The organism is Priestia sp. SRI_019 (assembly GCF_057586255.1).
Window position 1 is genome coordinate 1,816,958 of the sequence record NZ_JBYCZN010000001.1, and the last position, 19,582, is coordinate 1,836,539.

19 protein-coding genes are annotated in these 19,582 nt (G+C 38.2%); 14 read left to right on the forward strand and 5 right to left on the reverse strand.

What is annotated here, in order from left to right:
• Positions 1-18: 18 nt before the first annotated feature.
• Complete coding sequence (locus tag AC2YJL_RS09895) at positions 19-351, reverse strand: hypothetical protein (protein ID WP_098248235.1); 333 nt, start codon at positions 349-351, stop codon at positions 19-21.
• Between the two features lie 199 nt (positions 352-550).
• On the opposite strand from AC2YJL_RS09895, the gene AC2YJL_RS09900 reads away from it, so the two are divergent.
• The 7 genes from AC2YJL_RS09900 to AC2YJL_RS09930 all read left to right on the forward strand — a co-directional run bounded on the left by AC2YJL_RS09900 (position 551) and on the right by AC2YJL_RS09930 (position 7,072).
• The gene (locus tag AC2YJL_RS09900; protein WP_369360974.1) at positions 551-1,588 is read left to right on the forward strand and encodes an EAL domain-containing protein; all 1,038 of its coding nucleotides are present in this window, start codon (positions 551-553) and stop codon (positions 1,586-1,588) included.
• A gap of 172 nt (positions 1,589-1,760) precedes the next feature.
• Positions 1,761-3,005, forward strand: a complete 1,245-nt coding sequence (locus tag AC2YJL_RS09905) for a YeeE/YedE family protein (RefSeq protein WP_369360972.1) — start codon at positions 1,761-1,763, stop codon at positions 3,003-3,005.
• Positions 3,006-3,306: 301 nt separating this feature from the next.
• Positions 3,307-4,413, forward strand: a complete 1,107-nt coding sequence (locus AC2YJL_RS09910) for a CapA family protein (RefSeq protein WP_195696724.1) — start codon at positions 3,307-3,309, stop codon at positions 4,411-4,413.
• Positions 4,414-4,504: 91 nt separating this feature from the next.
• A complete protein-coding gene (locus tag AC2YJL_RS09915) occupies positions 4,505-4,690 on the forward strand; it encodes a DUF4083 family protein (protein ID WP_230932914.1) in 186 nt (61 codons plus the stop codon).
• A gap of 100 nt (positions 4,691-4,790) precedes the next feature.
• Positions 4,791-5,024 carry a hypothetical protein gene (locus AC2YJL_RS09920; RefSeq protein ID WP_028408981.1) on the forward strand — a complete coding sequence of 78 codons (234 nt, stop codon included), beginning with the start codon at positions 4,791-4,793 and terminating at the stop codon, positions 5,022-5,024.
• Positions 5,025-5,127: 103 nt separating this feature from the next.
• Positions 5,128-5,613 (forward strand): GNAT family N-acetyltransferase, encoded by a 486-nt coding sequence (locus tag AC2YJL_RS09925; RefSeq protein WP_013057497.1) that lies wholly within the window; start codon positions 5,128-5,130, stop codon positions 5,611-5,613.
• A 127-nt stretch (positions 5,614-5,740) separates the two neighbouring features.
• A complete protein-coding gene (locus AC2YJL_RS09930; RefSeq protein ID WP_230932913.1) occupies positions 5,741-7,072 on the forward strand; it encodes a TIGR00366 family protein in 1,332 nt (443 codons plus the stop codon).
• Between the two features lie 43 nt (positions 7,073-7,115).
• Here the strand turns inward: AC2YJL_RS09930 and AC2YJL_RS09935 are convergent, their stop codons facing one another.
• On the reverse strand, positions 7,116-7,955 hold the full coding sequence (locus tag AC2YJL_RS09935; protein WP_195696726.1) for an SDR family oxidoreductase: 840 nt from the start codon (positions 7,953-7,955) through the stop codon (positions 7,116-7,118).
• 224 nt (positions 7,956-8,179) lie between these two features.
• On the opposite strand from AC2YJL_RS09935, the gene AC2YJL_RS09940 reads away from it, so the two are divergent.
• From AC2YJL_RS09940 to AC2YJL_RS09960, 5 genes are all read left to right on the forward strand, one after another.
• Positions 8,180-9,142, forward strand: coding sequence for a carbohydrate ABC transporter permease (locus AC2YJL_RS09940; RefSeq protein WP_028408977.1), 963 nt, complete (start codon positions 8,180-8,182; stop codon positions 9,140-9,142).
• Positions 9,142-9,969: a carbohydrate ABC transporter permease gene (locus AC2YJL_RS09945; protein WP_013057493.1), complete on the forward strand. Its 828-nt coding sequence runs from the start codon at positions 9,142-9,144 to the stop codon at positions 9,967-9,969. The genes AC2YJL_RS09940 and AC2YJL_RS09945 overlap by 1 nt, the downstream gene beginning before the upstream one ends.
• A gap of 70 nt (positions 9,970-10,039) precedes the next feature.
• Positions 10,040-11,323 carry an ABC transporter substrate-binding protein gene (locus tag AC2YJL_RS09950; RefSeq protein WP_025751355.1) on the forward strand — a complete coding sequence of 428 codons (1,284 nt, stop codon included), beginning with the start codon at positions 10,040-10,042 and terminating at the stop codon, positions 11,321-11,323.
• Between the two features lie 219 nt (positions 11,324-11,542).
• Positions 11,543-13,816: a T7SS effector LXG polymorphic toxin gene (locus AC2YJL_RS09955; protein ID WP_487374720.1), complete on the forward strand. Its 2,274-nt coding sequence runs from the start codon at positions 11,543-11,545 to the stop codon at positions 13,814-13,816.
• Positions 13,817-13,831: 15 nt separating this feature from the next.
• A complete protein-coding gene (locus AC2YJL_RS09960) occupies positions 13,832-15,142 on the forward strand; it encodes a suppressor of fused domain protein (RefSeq protein ID WP_251568715.1) in 1,311 nt (436 codons plus the stop codon).
• Positions 15,143-15,232: 90 nt separating this feature from the next.
• On the opposite strand, the gene AC2YJL_RS09965 is transcribed toward AC2YJL_RS09960, so the two are convergent.
• Positions 15,233-15,556, reverse strand: a complete 324-nt coding sequence (locus tag AC2YJL_RS09965) for a YnfA family protein (RefSeq protein WP_014459650.1) — start codon at positions 15,554-15,556, stop codon at positions 15,233-15,235.
• A 277-nt stretch (positions 15,557-15,833) separates the two neighbouring features.
• On the opposite strand from AC2YJL_RS09965, the gene AC2YJL_RS09970 reads away from it, so the two are divergent.
• Positions 15,834-16,820 carry an MBL fold metallo-hydrolase gene (locus AC2YJL_RS09970; RefSeq protein ID WP_230932909.1) on the forward strand — a complete coding sequence of 329 codons (987 nt, stop codon included), beginning with the start codon at positions 15,834-15,836 and terminating at the stop codon, positions 16,818-16,820.
• A gap of 40 nt (positions 16,821-16,860) precedes the next feature.
• On the opposite strand, the gene htpX is transcribed toward AC2YJL_RS09970, so the two are convergent.
• Positions 16,861-17,733, reverse strand: a complete 873-nt coding sequence (gene htpX, locus AC2YJL_RS09975) for a protease HtpX (protein WP_013057489.1) — start codon at positions 17,731-17,733, stop codon at positions 16,861-16,863.
• A gap of 310 nt (positions 17,734-18,043) precedes the next feature.
• Positions 18,044-18,631 carry a glycerol-3-phosphate 1-O-acyltransferase PlsY gene (gene plsY, locus AC2YJL_RS09980; RefSeq protein WP_251568717.1) on the reverse strand — a complete coding sequence of 196 codons (588 nt, stop codon included), beginning with the start codon at positions 18,629-18,631 and terminating at the stop codon, positions 18,044-18,046.
• A 635-nt stretch (positions 18,632-19,266) separates the two neighbouring features.
• Between plsY and AC2YJL_RS09985 the strand changes: the two genes are divergently transcribed.
• The gene (locus tag AC2YJL_RS09985) at positions 19,267-19,455 is read left to right on the forward strand and encodes a hypothetical protein (protein ID WP_225049418.1); all 189 of its coding nucleotides are present in this window, start codon (positions 19,267-19,269) and stop codon (positions 19,453-19,455) included.
• Positions 19,456-19,582 lie beyond the last annotated feature (127 nt).

A 19,582-nucleotide genomic window follows, 5' to 3' on the forward strand; every position in this document is an offset into this window, starting at 1 on the left:
CGTCTTTTTTATATGTACTCAATAATCCATTAGAAAGTAAAGAAAAAGAAAAAAGCACAGCAAGATGCCTCCTGCTCCTACCGCTATTTCCGAAAAGCCTTGAATAAACGTACTTTTAGGACTACCTCCGTCGTTTTGCAGATGAAATACACGTTTTCTTTTGCGTTCATGTACGATCACCAACGAGCCAAAAGCAACCGATAATAAGGTAAAGAGCGGCACCACAATTAAAAACAGCTTAATAGAATACGCCCAGTACGATATATAGAGCGTATAATACATTGCTCCGGTACTTAAGGCAAAGAGTATTAAAGAAAATAAAAACCACTTCGTAAAACGGTTTTTGCTCATGTATGGTTCACTTCCTTTTATCAGGTGCGTCTTATGATGTAGACAATAAAACACGTCTATCATTTTACCAAAACTTTTTAATACATTCTATTTTAGCGGAAAAATAGGGTTTGTAAGTTTCTTAAAAGTGGTATAGTTCCTAAGAACTATTCATGTGTACATACAAAAAACTGATGATAAATGAGGGAGAAGATGAGCTATGGGGTGCGACGCGTGTCTGCCAATTAGGACAGGATATACGGTTTCTTTTCAGAAATCAAGCGATGTGAAGAAATTGGAAAAATACTTTAAGGATATTTCTCAAAGCCAATGGAAGACTCTTGGAGAAGATATGGTCTGGATGAGGGAAGATATCTTTTGGAGTTTTATGGATTATGTTCATCAGCATCTAGACCCTCGGCATGTGTGGGCTGTAGAAGCCAAGCAGCGGAGCCCGTTTGAAAACCTGCGGGATATGGAGCCAATCACCGTTTTTCAAAAAATGAAAGATGCCTTGTGGATTGATGAGCTGATTGAAGACAAGCGAATTTGCTCATATTATCAGCCGATTGTATCGATTGATCACGAACGCGTGCATATAGTTGGCCACGAAATTTTATCAAGAGGATTAGAAGAAGACGGAAGTATTATACCGCCTTTTAAAATGTTTGAAGCTGCTCAAATAAGAAATAAAACCTTCGCTCTTGACCGAGCCTGCCGCTTAGAAGCTGTAAAAAATGCTAGTATTATTGATCGTCAGCTGATTTTTATTAACTTTATTCCTACAGCAATATATAATCCCGAGCATTGCTTGGCATCTACATTTGCGTTAATTCAAGAATTGAATATAAAACCCGAACAAATAGTGTTTGAAGTGATTGAAACCGAGGATGTTCAAGATATTGAGCATTTAAAAAACATTTTGAATTATTATCGTTCCCACGGATTTAAATATGCTTTAGATGACGTAGGGGTTGGTTATAACACGCTGAAGAGGCTTTTAGAAGTGGAGCCTGACGTGGTGAAGTTAGCATTTGAATTCACAAACGGAGTCAGTAAAAATGAGAAACAGAAAAAAGTGGCCCAAGAGATGTTAGCTATCACCCATAAAATGGGGGCGAAGGCTCTTGCGGAAGGAGTAGAGACAGAAGAAGATTTAAAATGCCTGATAGAGATGGGATATGATTTGTTTCAAGGGTATTATTTTGCAAAGCCTCATCCTACTCCGGTAAAAGAGATTCATTCTATTTACGCTTAGCAGCGAAAAGCAGAAGGATAGAAGCTTCTGCTTTTTGTATGACTAAAGGTAAGAATATTTTAAAAATAAACAATTCACTTTCATTTTGCTAAACAGTTTACAGGAGAAGGGAAGTGCTATAAGATGATAAATATTAATTCTTAGTATTTCTATCAGAAAAGGAGTGGATGATGTGGCGCAAACGTTGCACTCATCATATAAATCAAAGCCTACTACTGTTGTAACAGAATTAAGCCCTATGCAAAAGCCATTATTTGCAGGAGGAGTTATAGCAGCGATTATTTTACTTCTTGCGATTGTGCTAACAACTAACTGGACGCAAGGTGTTTTATTTATGATCGGTCTAGCGTTAGGGATGACGCTTTTGTACGCACGGTTTGGCTTTACATCAGCATTTCGCCGCCTTGTGTCTGTCGGCAATGTTCAAGGCTTGCAAGCGCATATGCTTATGCTTGCAATTGCGTCAACGCTGTTTGCTATTATTTTAAGTACAGGCTTTAGCTTTACAGGGGTAACGCCAAAAGGATATGTTTCACCTGTAGGAGTAAGCGTGATAGTTGGTTCGTTTATGTTTGGAATTGGCATGCAGTTAGGAAATGGATGTGCCTCAGGGACGCTGTATTCGTTAGGTGGCGGCTCCTCTTCCATGATTTTAACGCTTTTAGCCTTTATTGTAGGTTCTATGTTTGGGGCGTATCATTTGCCATTTTGGCAAAAACAACCTTCGCTTCCCCCTATCTCATTAGCTGAATCGACAGGTCTTGGTTATTTTGGAGCTTGGATTGTACAGCTTATCGCGTTCGCAGCGATTTACTGGATTACGATTCAAATTGCCAAAAAGAAAAATCCGCCTATGATGAAACAGCTTCCTACTACAAAAGGGTGGAAAAAGATTATTCGCGGCTCTTGGCCTCTATTCACAGCAGCGATTGTACTGGCCGTGTTAAATGCATTGACGCTTGCTGTAAGAGGAAATCCTTGGGGAATTACCTCTGCTTTTGCTTTATGGGGCGGAAAAGCGATGATGGCAGCTGGGATAGATGTATCGAGCTGGGGATTTTTTCAAGGTGCAAATGGAGAAGCGCTAACGCAAAGTGTGCTAGCGGACTCTACCAGCGTGTTAAACTTTGGGATCATACTAGGCGCTTTCATTTCAGCAGCGGCGCAAGGGACGTTCAAACCAGGAAAGATTAAGCCCGGAGTTGCAGGATCAGCTGTTGTTGGCGGCCTTTTAATGGGATATGGTGCACGTCTTGCTTTTGGCTGTAACATCGGCGCTTACTTTGGCGGCATTGCTTCATTTAGTCTTCATGGATGGGTATGGATGGTGATGGCGATGCTTGGCACAGGCGTAGCACTATTTATCCGACCGATATTTGGACTCAAAAACCCTAAATCTAATGATTCGATTTGTTAAGTTTAGATAAAACCTTCTTTGCATGAGCAAAGGAGGTTTTTTATTTTAGGTGATGTTTGAAAATCTCTATATTTTTGTAAATTCCTTGACGTTTATCAAAGATAATCAGTTTTCTTCATAGCGCTTGTATTACAAAAACCTCTTGTTCTAATCCAAAAAGAAGATAGGAATTTCCTTTTTTTATAAAAATTTCACTTATTTTGCCGATATAACAGGAAGATTGTATGTATTTGGCGAAATGTACATTAAACACCATGTCCAAACACAGTTATTAAAACGTAAAAAGGGGTTTTAACGTTACATGAACAAGTATTTAAAAAAAGCTGTTATTTATGGAAGTTTGTGTTTTTTACTGGGAGCGTGCGGAGGAGCAGGAGAACAAACATCTTCTGAACCGCAGAAAAAAGAAGAAGCTGTAAAATCTAAAGAAGAAGCGACAAAAAAAGAGAAAAAAGAGGGCATTAATACAACCATTAAAATTAGCGCAGCGGGAGATTTTACTTTAGGAAATGATGAAAGCTTCAGCTATGATTCTACTTTTAATGACGTAGCGGCAAGAAATGGCCTTCCGTATTTTACGCAAAATGTAAAGTCGATTTTTGAACAAGATGATTTAACAACGGTTAATTTAGAAACGACGCTGACAACTGCGACTGAAAAAGCAAGTAAAACATTTCGTTTTAAAGGTGATCCTTCTTTTGTGAATATTTTAAAACAAGGAAGTATTGAAACCGTTAACTTAGCTAATAATCATACACGTGATTATTTACAGCAAGGATATGATGATACAAGAGAGAACTTGAAGAAAAGCGGAATAGGCTATTTTGGCTATGAAGATACATACGTCACAACGGTAAAAGGAGTCAAAGTAGGGTTGCTTGGATATCCAGGCTGGGATGACACCAAAGAAATAAGAAGCCAGATTAAAGACGGAATTAAGTCTTTAAAAGAAAAAGGAGCTAAAATTATCATTGTGCATTTCCACTGGGGATCTGAACGACACTATGTTCCTGATACAGCGCAGCAAGCATTGGCGAAATATACAATTGATAACGGAGCAGATTTAATTTTAGGTCATCATCCTCACGTTGTTCAAGGAATTGAAGAGTACAAAAATAAATTTATTGTCTATAGCTTAGGAAACTTTATGTTTGGTGGAAACAAAAATCCAAGTGATAAAGATACATTTGTATTTCAGCAGAAGTTTACGATTAAAGATGGAAAGCTAACGACGAATAAAGACATCAACGTCATTCCATTCCGTATTTCTTCCACAACAGCGCGAAACGACTACCGACCTACGCCTTTAACAGGTGAGGAAAAGGACCGAGTGAAAAATAAACTGATTGATGTTTCCAATCAAATCAAACAGGAAAAGTGGACAGTTTATGATGAAGATAGTAAATGAAGCTCTCAGCATTGAGAGCTTTTTTTATAAACTAAAGCAAAAACAACCAAAAAAATGATATAATGTAAAAAAATAGATTAAAGGTGGAGTTATGGTTAATACAGGTGATATTATTTTTCAAATTCTTATGCTGCTGATTCTTATAGGCGGAGCAGGGATAATTATTGCATTCATTATAGGTGTAAAAAGATTGATTCAAAGGCAGGGAGGAAATGAAAAAAGGCTTCAGCGAATAGAGCAAAGATTAGATGATATGCTAAAAAATAAAGAGTCTTGACTATACAGAAGCACTGTCAATACATCAGTGCTTCTGTACTTGACATTTTATAAAAAAGCAGTAAGATATGTATACATCGTTTATATAGGGAGGAAGTTACATGGCAAAGTCAAAAGCAAAAAAAATGCGTGATAAAATGACGCGTGAAGGAAAGCGAAATCCAGAATTAAACCGCAGCCTGTTTGTATTTGCAGACATGGAAACCCGCAAAACCAAAACAAAGAAGGAAAAACTTCAGCATCAGCAAACAAAACATAAAAAACGATTATCAGACGGAGCGTACAGTACCGGAGATGATCGTTTTTTTATTGCGTTTCATACATCTACAAAATGAAAAAAGAGCTTTTTGACTATCCATCTTCACTTTGCTCAAACATTTTTACTGTAAACTTTCACAAAAAACCCTTATGATAGGAAAAGAAGGGGATGAACTAAGAATGCTTACGATTGAAAAAGTACCTAAAAACCAAGCGGGCGTTTTGCAAAATTTGTATTCTCTTTATCTCCACGATTTATCTGCGTATACACCTTCTTTAGATATTCGCGAAGATGGAGCTTTTCACTTTGAAGAGCTGCCGCTGTTTTGGAAAGTAGAAGGCCTCTCGCCATACTTTATTAAAGTAGATGATAAGCTGACGGGCTTTTTTTTACTTCTTGAACAGCCCGCACTTCAGCAGGAAGCAGATTACTGCATCAATGATTTTTTTATCTTAAACAAATACCGAGGGCAGGGCATCGCTTCCAAAACGGTAAAAGACATTTTCTCTCATCGAAAAGGAACGTATATGATTATTGAGCTTGCAGGGAATAAGCGGGCTATTTCATTTTGGAAACATATTTATAAAAGCTTACATATTTCCTTTCAAGAAAAGAAAATTGAACTTGACGGAGAGCCAACTCTTATTCAAACATTTAGTGTGTAAAACCCTTCTGAAAAACAGAAGGGTTTTTTATTTAAACTAAATATTAACAATTTTCAACAAATTATGTATAATTAAAGATGCTTGTCGACATTTATTCACAGGAGTATTCCTGTAAAGGAGGAGTAAAATGAAAGCGTTATCTAATTTCTTTACGGCGCTTGTGCAGCGTTTTTTACCTGATCCGTTTGTATTTGCTTTAATCTTGACGCTGATTTTATTTGTATCAGGTATTGTTTTTACTCCTCACGGACCGATTGAAATGGTTCAGTTTTGGGGAAGTGGCTTTTGGAACCTTTTAGCATTTGCGATGCAAATGAGTTTAGTGCTTGTCACGGGACATGCGCTTGCCAGCTCGCCGCTTGTAAAGAAGTGGCTTGTGAACATAGCGCTGTTAGCCAAAACTCCGGCACAAGGGGTAATTCTTGTCACGCTCGGCGCAGCTATGGCCTGTATGATTAACTGGGGGTTTGGTTTAATTGTAGGTGCGCTGTTTGCGAAAGAAGTAGCGAAACGCGTGCCGGGATCTGATTATCGGTTTTTAATTTCCTGTGCTTACATAGGGTTTTTAACATGGCACGGAGGCTTGTCGGGTTCGATTCCTCTTGTTGCTGCTACACCTGGAAACCCAATGGAAAAAACGGCTGGACTTATTCCGCTGTCAGACACGATTTTTACAGGGTACAACTTATTTATTACCCTCGGGTTATTAATTGTCCTTCCTATTATGACAAGACTGATGATGCCGACGGGAAAAGAAGTGGTAGAAATTGATCCAAGACTGCTGGCGGAAGATGAAATGGCTCCGGCTACAGTTGTTGAGACCACTTCTTCTAAGCCAACATTTGCTGTACGGATGGAAAACAGCAGGTTTTTAAGTCTGACGATTGCGCTTCTTGGGTATTCATATTTAATTTATTATTTTGCTACAAACGGTTTTAAAATGGATATTAACACAGTGAACTTATTGTTTTTTACAACGGGTATTTTACTTCACCGCACGCCTTTATCCTATATGAATGCCGTTTCTAATGCTGCGAAAGGAACCGCTGGGATTGTGATTCAGTTTCCATTCTACGCAGGTATTCAAGGCATGATGGAGCTATCAGGTTTAGGCGGGAAGCTAACGAACGCCTTTATCTCGATTTCAAATGAAACGACATTTCCGTTTCTTGCGTTTTTAAGTTCTGGCGTTGTGAACTTTTTTGTTCCGTCTGGAGGAGGACACTGGGTTGTACAAGGACCTTTTATTATGCCGGCAGCTGAACAGCTTGGCGTAGATCCGGGAGTCGCTGCGATGGCCATTGCTTACGGAGAAGCATGGATGAATATGGCGCAGCCATTTTGGGCACTGCCCGCACTAGCTATCGCAGGGCTCGGAGCGCGCGATATAATGGGCTACTGCGTGACGACCTTAATTGTATCAGGCTTTATTTTTGCTATAGGACTAACGTTTTTCTAATACGAAAAGGTCAGCTGAAAAGCTGACCTTTTTTTATTCTACATTATAAGCCAACTTCGCGTGCACTCCAGTTCCAGAATTCTTCTGCAAACCGTTCATTTTTTGCTCTTGAAGAAGGGGGCGTCACGCGTTTTTTATAAAAGTAAGCGCCGCTAATATGCGTCACTTCAGGGCTGTCTGCTAAATAAATAGCTGTTTCGGCACCTTGAAGAGGTGTTAAAAAGAAAGGGCGAAGCACGGCGTGAACGCTTTTTCCAAAACCCGTTTGACGATTAACGCCGATAGCGGTAGAGACTGCACCGGGGTGTAGGCAATTTACGGTTACAGAAGTATCTTTTAGCTTTTTACTTAAATGGACCGTAAATAAATTATTCGCTAATTTAGACTGAGAGTATCCTCGCCATATTCCGAATCCTGTTGTTAAGTGAGGGTTGTTGAAGTCTATTTTTCCAGATTTATGGGCACCGGACCCAACGTTTATAATGCGTCCTTGCTGAGATTTTTTCAGCGGATCTAAAAGTAAATTAGTTAATAAAAAGTGACCCAAATGATTAACACCAAGCATCATTTCGAATCCGTCTTGTGTTGTTTCCCGCTTAACTGTCACGACGCCCGCGTTATTAATCAGCACATCAAGCATACTGTAGCGAGACATAAAGTCATCACTGAAAGCCCGGATACTAGCGAGAGAAGCTAAGTCGCAGGTCATAAGAGATATGGAATCCGATCCGCTTTGACGCTTCGCTTCTTCTAAAGCCGTATTTCCTCTTTCTTCATTTCGGCATACCATAATGACTTCGAATCCTTTTTTAGCTAGTTCAATCGTTGTGGCCAGCCCCATTCCAGAATTGGCACCCGTAATTAACGCTCGTTTGGCTGTCATGCGTATGTTCCTCCCAACTACATCTTTTTTCTAGTGTATAAGATAAGAAGATACGCCGTCCACTTCTAGCTTTTCTTTCACGCATACTTTAAAAAAATGCGTAAAGTGTGCACAGGGGAGAAAATGTTGCACAAAGGTCAATATTTTACACCCTACTCGTCAATTAAAGCGGTTTCATAAATAACTGATTTCGCTAAAATAAGACATAGGGAGGTGCTAGTAAGATGAATAGCCAAAGTAAATTACAGGAGACAGAATATGTTCCTTTAGAGCAAGAACTTAAAAGAGAACCATCCATTAATACGAAAAGACGTAAAAATTTGAAAAATGTAGGTTTATTTGCACTATTTGTAGGACCCGCACTATTAGCATTTTGTGTGATTGTACTTATACCATTTTTTACAGGAATTTATTACTCATTTACAGACTGGAACGGAGTAAACGGTACAATTAACTGGGTGGGACTTGATAACTTTAAGTACTTATTCACTGAAGATAAGCAGTTTCAGCAATCGTTTTGGATCACAACAAAATATACCGTCGTTGCAATTATCTTAACGAATGTGGTTGGGTTCGTGTTAGCAATCCTTGTTACTCAAATGTTAAAAACACGAAACATTTTACGTACGGTTTTCTTTATGCCGAATTTAATTGGCGGACTTTTACTAGGGTTTGTATGGCAGTTCATTTTTGTAAAAGGATTTGCATCTATCGGACAAATCACGGGAATTTCGCTTTTTGAGCTTCCTTGGCTGGGAGACGCAAAAACAGCATTTTGGGGCATCGTGATTGTAAGTGTATGGCAAGGAGCGGGTTATATCATGCTTATTTACACAGCAGCACTGCAAAACGTACCGCAAGAGCTAATTGAAGCAGCAAAAATTGACGGAGCAAGCAGATGGCAAATTCTTCGTCACATTACAATTCCAATGGTAGCACCGGCAGTAACGGTTTGTTTATTCTTAACGATTTCATGGTCATTCAAAGTATTTGATGTCAACTTATCATTAACAAACGGTGGTCCATTTAAATCAACAGAAATGTTAGCGCTTAACATTTATACAGAAGCATTTGTTAATAACAGATACGGTCTAGGTGAAGCAAAAGCCTTAATTTTCTTCATCGTCGTAGCAGCAATTACAATTATTCAAGTAACATACACCAAGAAGAAGGAGGTTGAATCGTGATGGGAAACAAATATACGAGCAAAACCTTTATTGTTGAAATTTTAGCAGTCCTGCTTGGACTAGTGTTCTTGGTTCCATTTTATTACGTGCTTTCAAACTCACTGAAGTCATTTGCAGAAATTTTATCAAACACATCGGCGCTGCCGACAACGATTCAGTTTCAAAACTTTGTTAATGCATTCAACCAAATGAATTACTTAAAAGTGCTTAGCAACTCGCTGATCATTACAGTCATCAGTAACGCAGTTCTAGTCATCTTCTGCTCAATGGCAGCTTACATGCTGGTTCGAACAAAGAAAAAAATCAGCAGCATTATCTTTATGGCATTCGTAGCGGCAATGGTTATTCCGTTTCAATCCATCATGATTCCACTTGTAAAAGTAGCAGGAAACTTAAATCTGTTAAACAGCATCTGGGGTATTGTGATCATGTATTTAGGCTTTGGTTCAGGTATGACGATTTTCTTGTACCACGGATTTATTAAAGGAATTCCAGTTGAGCTAGAAGAAGCGGCAATCATCGACGGATGCTCACGTCTAGGCGTATTCTGGAGAATTGTATTTCCGTTATTAAAACCAATTACAGTAACCGTAGTTATCTTAAACAGCCTATGGATTTGGAATGACTTCTTACTTCCGTCTCTTGTTCTTCAAGATCCTGAGCTAAGAACAATTCCACTTGCGACATTCTTCTTCTTTGGTCAGTATACAAAGCAGTGGGATTTAGCACTAGCAGCACTTGTAATCAGTATTATCCCGCTATTAATCTTCTTCTTTGCAATGCAAAAACACATTGTTAAAGGAATTACAAGCGGTTCAATTAAATAATAGTATCGGCAACAGGGCTGGTTTTGAGGCTGTGGCGTCAAAACCAGCAGCAAATAGGGAGGAACGGAAAATGGCATTTAAAATGAAAAAATGGCCTTTAGCAGCAGGTGTTTTATCGGCTACGCTTTTATTTTCAACCGCGTGTTCAAACGAAAGCGCATCGGGTAATAAAAAAAGCGGCGGAGATCAAGTAGTAGTAGATGTATTTCAAGGAAAAGTAGAAATCGCTGATCAGCTAAAAGCTCTAACTGATCAATACACAAAAGAACATCCAAATGTGAAGTTCAATATCCAAACGGTTGGTGGAGGAGCTGACGGTGCAGCAGCTTTAAAAGCGCAGTTTGCGTCGGGGAATGCACCTGACCTTTTCACAAACGGCGGATATCAAGAGGCAAAAACGTGGAAAAATAAATTAGAAGATTTATCCGATCAGCCTTGGATTGATGACGCGTACGAAAACACACTTACACCGATGACGATGGACGGTAAAGTATATGGACAGCCGATCAGTCTTGAAGGCTATGGATTTACATATAACAAAAAACTGTTCAAAAAAGCAGGCATCAAAGAACTTCCAAAAACATATTCAGAATTAGAAGCAGCGGCTAAAAAGCTAAAAGCTGCCGGCATTACGCCATTTTCTATCGGTTACGGCGAGTGGTGGGTGCTTGGAAACCACGGCTTAAATATTCCATTTGCTAGTCAAAAAGATCCGGATGCATTTATTAAAGGGCTAAATGACGGCAGTACGAAAATCGCAGGAAACGAGCAGTTCAAACAGTATGTGAAGCTGCTTGATTTAACGGTAAAATACGGAAACAAAAATCCGTTAACGACGGACTACAACACGCAAGTAACGAAGTTTGCGAACGGTGAAGCAGCGATGATTCAGCAAGGAAACTGGATTCAGCCAATGCTTGATAAAATTACGCCGAACATGGATGTAGGTATTCTGCCTATGCCGTTAAGCGATGATGCAGCTGTAGCTGACAAGCTTGCAATTGACGTTCCAAGCAACTGGGTTATTCACAAACAAGCACCAGCGGCAGATAAAAAAGCAGCCAAAGACTTCTTAAACTGGATGGTCACATCTAAAGAAGGCCAAAAAGCGCTAGTAGAAGACTTCAAGTACATTCCAGCCTTTAAGTCAATCGAAGCAAAAGACATTGGACCTCTAGGTGAAGAACTTCTTAAATATTCTAAAGATCAAAAAACGCTTCCTTGGGAATGGACAAAATTCCCTGAAGGCGTAACGCAAAAATTCGGAGCGGATGTACAAGAATACATCGGCGGCCAAACGTCTGAAGATGAGCTGTTAAAATCATTAGATAAAAGATGGGCTGAATTGAAGTAATGAAAAAGACAACCTTTGGGTTGTCTTTTTTTGTGGAATCAAAGATATGATATTTTTGTATCTTTATCCTTTTTATAGAAATTAATTGTGTATAAAAGGTTAGATATTCCTATTTAGATAGGTTAGCTGAAACTTTATAATGGATAATATAGGGAAAAATTAGATTAAATACAAAAAATTTGATGGCTTTCTAATTACAGTGATAAAAGAGGGAATTTAATGGGTAAAGTGTATGAAGCAAGTTCACTGCTTGCTTATGCAAAAGAGCGTGTAAGTACATATAAAAAGCTTAATCAAGAACTAGGTGAACTGAAAAAAGCATTACAAGGTGTAGCAAACTTAGATACCGAATTTCAAGGGAAAGGTGCAGACCAAATTAAAAAAATTTATCAAATGCAGGTAGACGTGGTTGGCTATTGGGAAGCATTAGTTTCTGCTAACCATGCCTATTTTTCTGTATTGTCAGAACGTGCACATGAAGAAAAATTAGATGGTCACACAATTGTTGATGTATCTTTTTTAGAACATGAACTCGAAGTAGCTAATAATCAGGCAACACAAATGATTGAAGAACAACATAAAGATTTAAAAGATATCTTGAATGATATACATGATATTTTGCCGTTGGACGCTTTTTCAACAAAGGATGTTCAATCGAAGCTAAAGAGCGCAGATAAAAAGAGAGCTAGTACCATTACTGCAGTAGAAAAACTAGATCATAATTGGTCTACTGAATATGCAAGTTTAGATGAAAATTACCAATCTGTAAAAAGCAGTGTTGATGAGCTAGAAGCGTTAACTTCTCAAGGGAGTGGAGCTTATCAAGTTGTTTTTGACACTAAAGCCTATCATAATAGTGAAAAATACAAAATACAGCAAAAAATCAGCCAAAATACTAAAAGTTATTTAAAAGCAAAAAAAGAAGAAAAAACATACTATGAAAATAAAAGACAAGCAGAAATTGAAGCGAATAAACCATGGTATGAAAAAACATGGGAAGTCGTTTCAACCTTTACAGGAGAAGCGACTGGATATTATGATTATAAGCGAGCAACCGAAGGTGTAGATCCTGTGACGGGTAAAAAGCTCTCTGCCACTCAGCGAGCAACTGCAGCGGCAATGGCTGCAGCTGGTTTTATTCCAGTAGTAGGATGGATTGGTAAAGGAGCAAAAGGAGCAAAAGGTGTATATAAAGCTGGTAAAGGAATGAATGCGGCTCACGATGCACTGCTTGCATATAAAAATCCTAAATCGTTTCATGTTCTTCAGAACACCGAAAAAGGTCTTTACGGACTTGTAGGTACGAATGGGACGTACGAATATGTAACAGGAAAAGATGTACTTGGAAATAAGCTAGATGAAGATGAGCGTAAAAGCGCGTTAATAGGAGCATTTGGAGGGCTATTTGGAAGCGGAGCTGGTGCAGTAATTACTCAGAAAGTCGCCAAAGATACGAAAGAAGCCATTAAAGGAGCAAAAGTGCTAGGTGAACAAGCAAAGCATACGTTTAAAGAAACCTCTAATTTAGCCAATACTACAGGCGTTCAAAGACACTTAGCATTTGCTGGAGAAAGTGCAGTGTCTGAGTCAAGCTTATATTCCAAGTCTTCATCTCATCTAGAAAACAATATTTATAAAACTACTTCTGATTGGAATGTACCACCGAAAGGTAATGGAAGAGGCTCTCAATCTTCAAAAAGTCTTGAGGCTGTTAACTCAGAAACTAGATCTGCTGAAACTTTATCAAAGAACTTAGATATTATTAACAAACTAGAGTTTAATCAAGCTAGTAAGGCCAAATTAGCAGCGGCTGTAAAAGAGGGTTTAGTTGACCCAGCAAGTTGGAAAGGTAGCTTAGTAGCTCCTAGTAAAGATGTTACACACCTAACTAACCGGGAGCTTCAAGCGATTAATTTACGTTTAAGCAAAGAAAAAATATTAAAGATAATACCGGTAAAACGTAAGGTGAATGCTGATAGAATTCAGCGATTAAGGTTAATGGCTGCTAAAAAAGCAGAACAATACGCTAATCAAGTGAGGAAAAATCAAGCTTGGACTCTTCAGAAAACACATAGTAAATCCAAACAAGATTCTGTAATACTAAGCGATGAATTAAAGAATGCCGGTATTATACGGCCGAAAAATTCTCAAGCTCATCATATCGTTCCTGTAAACGATGGAGGGATGAGAGAGTATTTAGAGAAATATGGTATAGATATTAATTCTGCTGCTAACGGAGTTTTTATAACCGCAAAAGAGTTTAAATTTTGGCCAGGACAAGTTGTCCACCATTTGTATGGAGATTATTGGCTAACTGGAAAGAGTTTTTGGGGGCATGGGAAAGCTTATAAAAAACATTTGGATGTAGAATTGCGTCGAATTGATAGCTTGAATATTTCACCTTTAATGAAAAAAGATTTAATTTTAGAGTTATTAGAGGATACCAGAGAAGGTTTATTTACCGGAAGAATAGACTTTTTATATAAAAATTAAAACAGAGGTGATTTTATGAAAATATGGCAAATGTATTGCACCGAAGAAGCTGTTCAACTGACAGCAAAGAATAAACAAAAGAATGAAGATTTTTTTGATAGGGGACTTATGGGAGAGTCTCTTCAGCACAGCTGGGAATCTATTGTAATGGAAACTTTTCAAGAAGGAGAGTATAAGGACTATATAACATATAAAGGGCGTTCGAATCCCCCTATTTTCTCACAAAAGGCTACTCAGCATTTAGACCGTTATTTAACAGACAGTGCTGAAATACTACCGGTAGTTCATAATGATGATAATTATTATGCAATTAATATTACAAATATTTTAGAATGTATTGATTATGAAAATTCGATACCTAATAAGTTTGGTGGTTTTGAACAAATAGCATTTATAGAAAACGAATTGAAAAAGAGTCATATTTTCCGTACAAAATCAACCAAGCATCGTTTCGGAGATTTCCCAATAATCTCTCAAGAAATTTATGTATCAGATGACGTACGCGATTATATCCTTCAAAGTGATTTAACCGGTTTTACTTTCTATGAAGTATGGTCATCACAAGAAGAAGAAGCATCAGTTGAAGAGGTAAATCCATTTGTTCGGGAATCACTCGATGAGGATGTGGAAGCTCACTTACAAGCATATTATGGGCCCATTATACGCCGTGTCGAAGCAGAATCAGCTGAGGTGACAGAGGCAGGTTTTTATGAAATGGCTCCTACAGAATCAGTGCCGTTTTATACGGTCGCAACACATGGTTATAGTACGCTTCGCCTGCCGACACCCCCTGGATTAGACAGCGCGTACGTTGAACTGGTGATGCATGCAGATCAAGATCCGTTTGAAGATGAAAAGTACAGCTGGATTCCACAAGTCATGCATCAAGTAGGAAGCTTTGCGGTAAACCATATGAATTGGATTGGTCAGTGGATGGTGTTTCCAAATCAAGAGCTGGATCGCTACGTGGATACTTATGAACGAATGTTAACAGGTGAAAAGGTGAAGTTTCCTTTACACGTTCAACCGTATTCACCAGAAAGCGGCTTTTGTGGTGTTATGGTCGTGCCGCCTCTGCCGCAGTGCCAAGAGGCATTTACGATGCCGTATCTTGAAAATGGAAAAGAAATTGACGGAGAGTGGCCAGTCTATTTCCACACGCTTCTTCCTTTGTACGAAGAAGAAATGGAGTACTATTTCCAGCATGGACAAGAAGCGTTGTTAGAAAAGATGATGGAAAATGGCATCGAACACCTATTTAACTTACATAGACCTAATACGTTTAAGGAAAAAAGAAAAGGCTTTTTCGGCAGGTTCAATAAGTAATAAATAAAAAGTAGCCAATATATAGGCTACTTTTTATTTTGGTTTCTCTTAACAAAAGGGGAGAAAACGCGCTCCTTCCTGTGTGATTACTTAACTTCTTGGCCAAAGCATAACCGCTACGCCAATCAGACACACAAGTCCGCCGATCCAATCGTATGTATCGGGCATTTTTTTATCAACCCACCACGCCCAAAACAGGCTTAAAACAATAAAAATACCGCCGTAAGCTGCATATACACGTCCAAAGTCCGGGAACGACTGCCACGTAGCAATGACGCCGTACAGCACCAAAGCAATACCGCCTAGAAGCCCTAACCAGCTTGATGCTCCTTCGCGCAGCCACTGCCAAATCAGATAGCCTCCGCCAATTTCAGCAAGACCTGCTAAAATAAAAAGAAAAATTGCTTTAATCATAAACTATACTCCTTATATCATCATTTCATCTCTTTATTCTATCTTACTTTTTTCGTTTGATGAACCATTTGCTCGTTTTAAATAAGTACACTGGAAAGCATTCCTTTATCAATTTGTCTTCAAACCTGCTAAACTATTAATAGTATGAGTTTATGTAGAATGTTTGTGGGAGTACAAAGAGTCATTCAATTATTGATGCTCAGGGTACTTTTAAAAAAGGTGAAAGTTAGCAGTAAATGGACTATATAAAAGAATGCAGATATAGGGGTTTGGTAAAATGAGTTTAGATCATAAAGTAATACGCATTGAGCTGCCTACGCCATTTCCAATTGGACCAGTGAATGTGTTTTTATTAAAAGCAGACAAGTTAACGTTAATTGATGCAGGGATGAAAACCGAAGAAGCGTGGAATATTTTTGAAGAGGCGCTTCGTAAAGAAGGATATAAAGTAACAGATATTGAACAAGTGATTCTTACTCATCAGCATCCGGATCACACTGGATTTTTAGAATGGCTGCCGGGTGATATACCGGTTTACGGTCATAAGCTTGTAGAGCCTTGGATTTATCAAGATGAAGAGTTTGTTCAGCAGCATAATGAGTTATACCGTAATTTTCTTATGGAGTTTGGAGTTAGTGATGATGTAATGGGAAAATGGCTTCGTAAAGCCACGGCTGCGATTCAAGTGTATTCACCTAAAGGGCAGAAGCTAACCGGGTATTTACAGGAAGGAGATACACTTCCGTATGCGAGTGATTGGGAAGTGATTGAAGCGCCGGGACATTCCTTGAGTCAGCTGATGTTTTACAATCGAAAAGAAAAAGTCGCGTTTGGCGGAGATCATATTTTGCCAAAAGTACCGTCAAATCCATATTTAGAGCCAACCATTCAAAATCCTAAGCCAACGCCGCTATTGGACTACTTGGCGTCTCTTGAAAAAACGTTGAACTACGACATTGATTTGATTTATAGCGGACATGGTGAACCGCTTAGTGACATTCATTCTTTAATTATGGAACGTATTCAAAAGCAGCATAAATGGGCGCTGCGCGTGTTACAAGCGATGGGGGAAGGAAAGAAAACAACGCTTGAAGTCAGCGCAGCTTTTTTCCCGGATATGTATCAAAAAGCACCGGACTTTATTTTCTCAGAAGTGTACGGTCAGCTTACGTATTTAGAGAAAGAAGGATACGTTGAATTAACAAAAAGTGAAGAAGGCGTCTTGCTGTGGGAAACTACACGTGTGCTTGCTCCTCAGTCATAACATAAAAAACCAGCTTCTATAAAGAAGCTGGTTTTTATGCTTATAGTGAATGCAAGCGCTCAATGCGTTTTTCAAGCGGCGGGTGAGTAGAGAATAAGCGTGAGAATTTTTCTTTGCCGCTAATTTTAAAAGCGGCAATTGATTTTTGGCGGTCATCTACTAATGAAGTAGTATGACGAAGCGATTCTAACGCATAAATCATTTTTTCTTTACCACCGAGTTTAGCTGCAAGCTCATCGGCTTTGAATTCACGTCTTCTTGAATGCCAGAAGATAATTGGGCTGCTTAAGATACTAAAGAGAATCTCAAATACAATCGATGTAAGGAAATAAACAACCATCGCAAACTCTTCTCGCACAAAGTTTGACACCGCTTTGGCTACTAAACGAGAGAAGAAAATAACGAATGTATTTAATACTCCTTGCAGAAGCGTAGTTGTGACCATATCACCGCTTTTAATATGCGCTATTTCGTGAGCGATAACGCCGCTGATCGCATCGCGGTCCATTCGTTCAAGCATTCCGCTTGAAACGGCAACAAGCGAGCGTCTTTTACTTGGCCCAGTTGCAAAAGCGTTAACTTCTGCTGAATGATAAATTCCGACCTGAGGCATTTTTCTTAATCCTGCAACAGATGCAAGTCGATGCGTTTCTTCTAAAACAAATCGTTCATATTCACCTTGAGGAGAACGTTCATCAATAACTTGAACACCCATCATCCACTTTGCCATCACGCGTGACATCATAAGAGAAATAATCGCGCCGCTGAAGCCGGCAATGACGCTAAATGCCAGCAGGCCGCCGTAACCGCTGCTTCCCATATAGCTTTGAACACCTAATAAAGATGTAATCGTTGTGATTGTAATTAATACTAAAATATTAACGAAAATAAACAGTGAAATTCGTTTTAGCACCAGTCTTCCTCCTTTAACTAATACGTGCATGATAGGTATACGGTCAGAGGAGAGGAAAGGTTTCATTTATTTATTCAAATTTACTAAAAAGATTACTATGTTAAGTTATTAAATAGTAAATATCAAATTACAAAATGAGATATAGAAAGCAGCAAAATGTATTGTTTAGTCTATAATTAAGAGCATTTTTTAAGAAATTTCATAATTTACGTCTATCTTGGGACAAGACGTACTAAAATAATTAAAAAGGTGTTCAACTCCTGAACACCTTTTTGATAACACCATTTAAAGATTACTAACTTTAGTACGCTTAAAAATTAACTTTTGGTTCTGTACCTAATTTAATACGTTTGAAGTTTTTAATATGCTTCCATGTAATGAAAACAAAAATAACGGCTGCAAATACCATTAATACTACATCGCCTACATAAATTGATGCTAAAAAGGCAACCAATGCGCCAATAGGTGAAGACAAGGATACGTATTTAGAAATTTTGAGAGAAATTAAAAAAGCAAGAATTCCTAGAATGAAAGCTAATGGTGAAAATGCAAGGAATACACCAGCGGCAGTCGCTACAGATTTTCCTCCTTCAAACTTTGCAAAAACAGGATAGCTATGTCCAAGAATAGCGATAAATCCAGGGACAAGCATATGCAAGTGACTATTCATCATAAGCGGTAAACAGACGGCTAGCGAGCCTTTTGCTATATCGCCAATCAATACTATAATACCTGCTTTCTTTCCTAAAGTGCGAAAGGTATTAGTAGCTCCTAAGTTACCGCTTCCGTGCTTGCGAACATCGGTTTTGTAAAAGCCCTTTCCAATCACTAAAGCAAAAGGAATGGATCCAATTAAATAAGCTAATAAGATAATTATAGCGTTTGTTAATACGTTCATCGTTGGCACCTCAAATTGTGTCGTTATTATTCATTTTATAGCAAGATATCAAGAGTAAAGTTTATTTTGTTTCTGAACACTTCTATCAGTATGTATTGCTTCCCAGCGAGTAAATTGTGGAAGGTAGTCTTTTATATCTCTACAAAAGATAAACGCGGTAAAAGCAGTCTTTTGTATGAATAGAGGTTGCTGGCTGTTTCGGTAGAGCATTTGCAAATTCAACTATATTTTTAACGGAATAGCTTCATGACTTTATGTTAAGATATTTTTGGATTTTCAAGCCTTCCTACGTATTAGGACGAATCCATATGTCCGTTATAAATATGTGAAAAAAGAAAAGAGGATAGGCGGAAAGGCAAAAATAAAAAACTTGCTACAACAACAGCAAAGTTTTTTGCGCATCAGCCGTTCTGATTTTCTCTACAAAAATAAAAACTTGTAATACAATTTTTAAAATATAACATAAATGTTTAAGGATTAAAAGATATTTTGGGTATATTGTATTAGAAGAAATGTGTTTTAATATTTTTTCATAAAAAATAAGACAAAGAAATTAACAAATCAAAAGAAATATAATAAAATGTAAAACGGTGTTTCGAAATATTAACTTCTTAAAGTTGAAAGGGGTCCTGCACTTGTTGTGGACAGATATCAAAGAACGAGAAGTAGTTATGTACAAAAACTGCCAGGCGAAAATTTTAGAGAAAAAGGTGCCGAATAAAATAGTCGTGCGCAATCTAGAATTCCCGGAAAAAGGCGATTGGATATCAGCCGAGCTTGATTTTGAAGCTGTTGAAAAATTTGAGAAGAGTCGAGAACACTAATACGAAAAACATTTTACAATACTTCTATTTGTTATATAGAAAAAAGCCGAGCTTACATTTTGAGTTCGGCTTTTTTGTTTATGTTTAATTCGTTTTCTTTACGAAGAGCTTCTCGTTATTACATGTA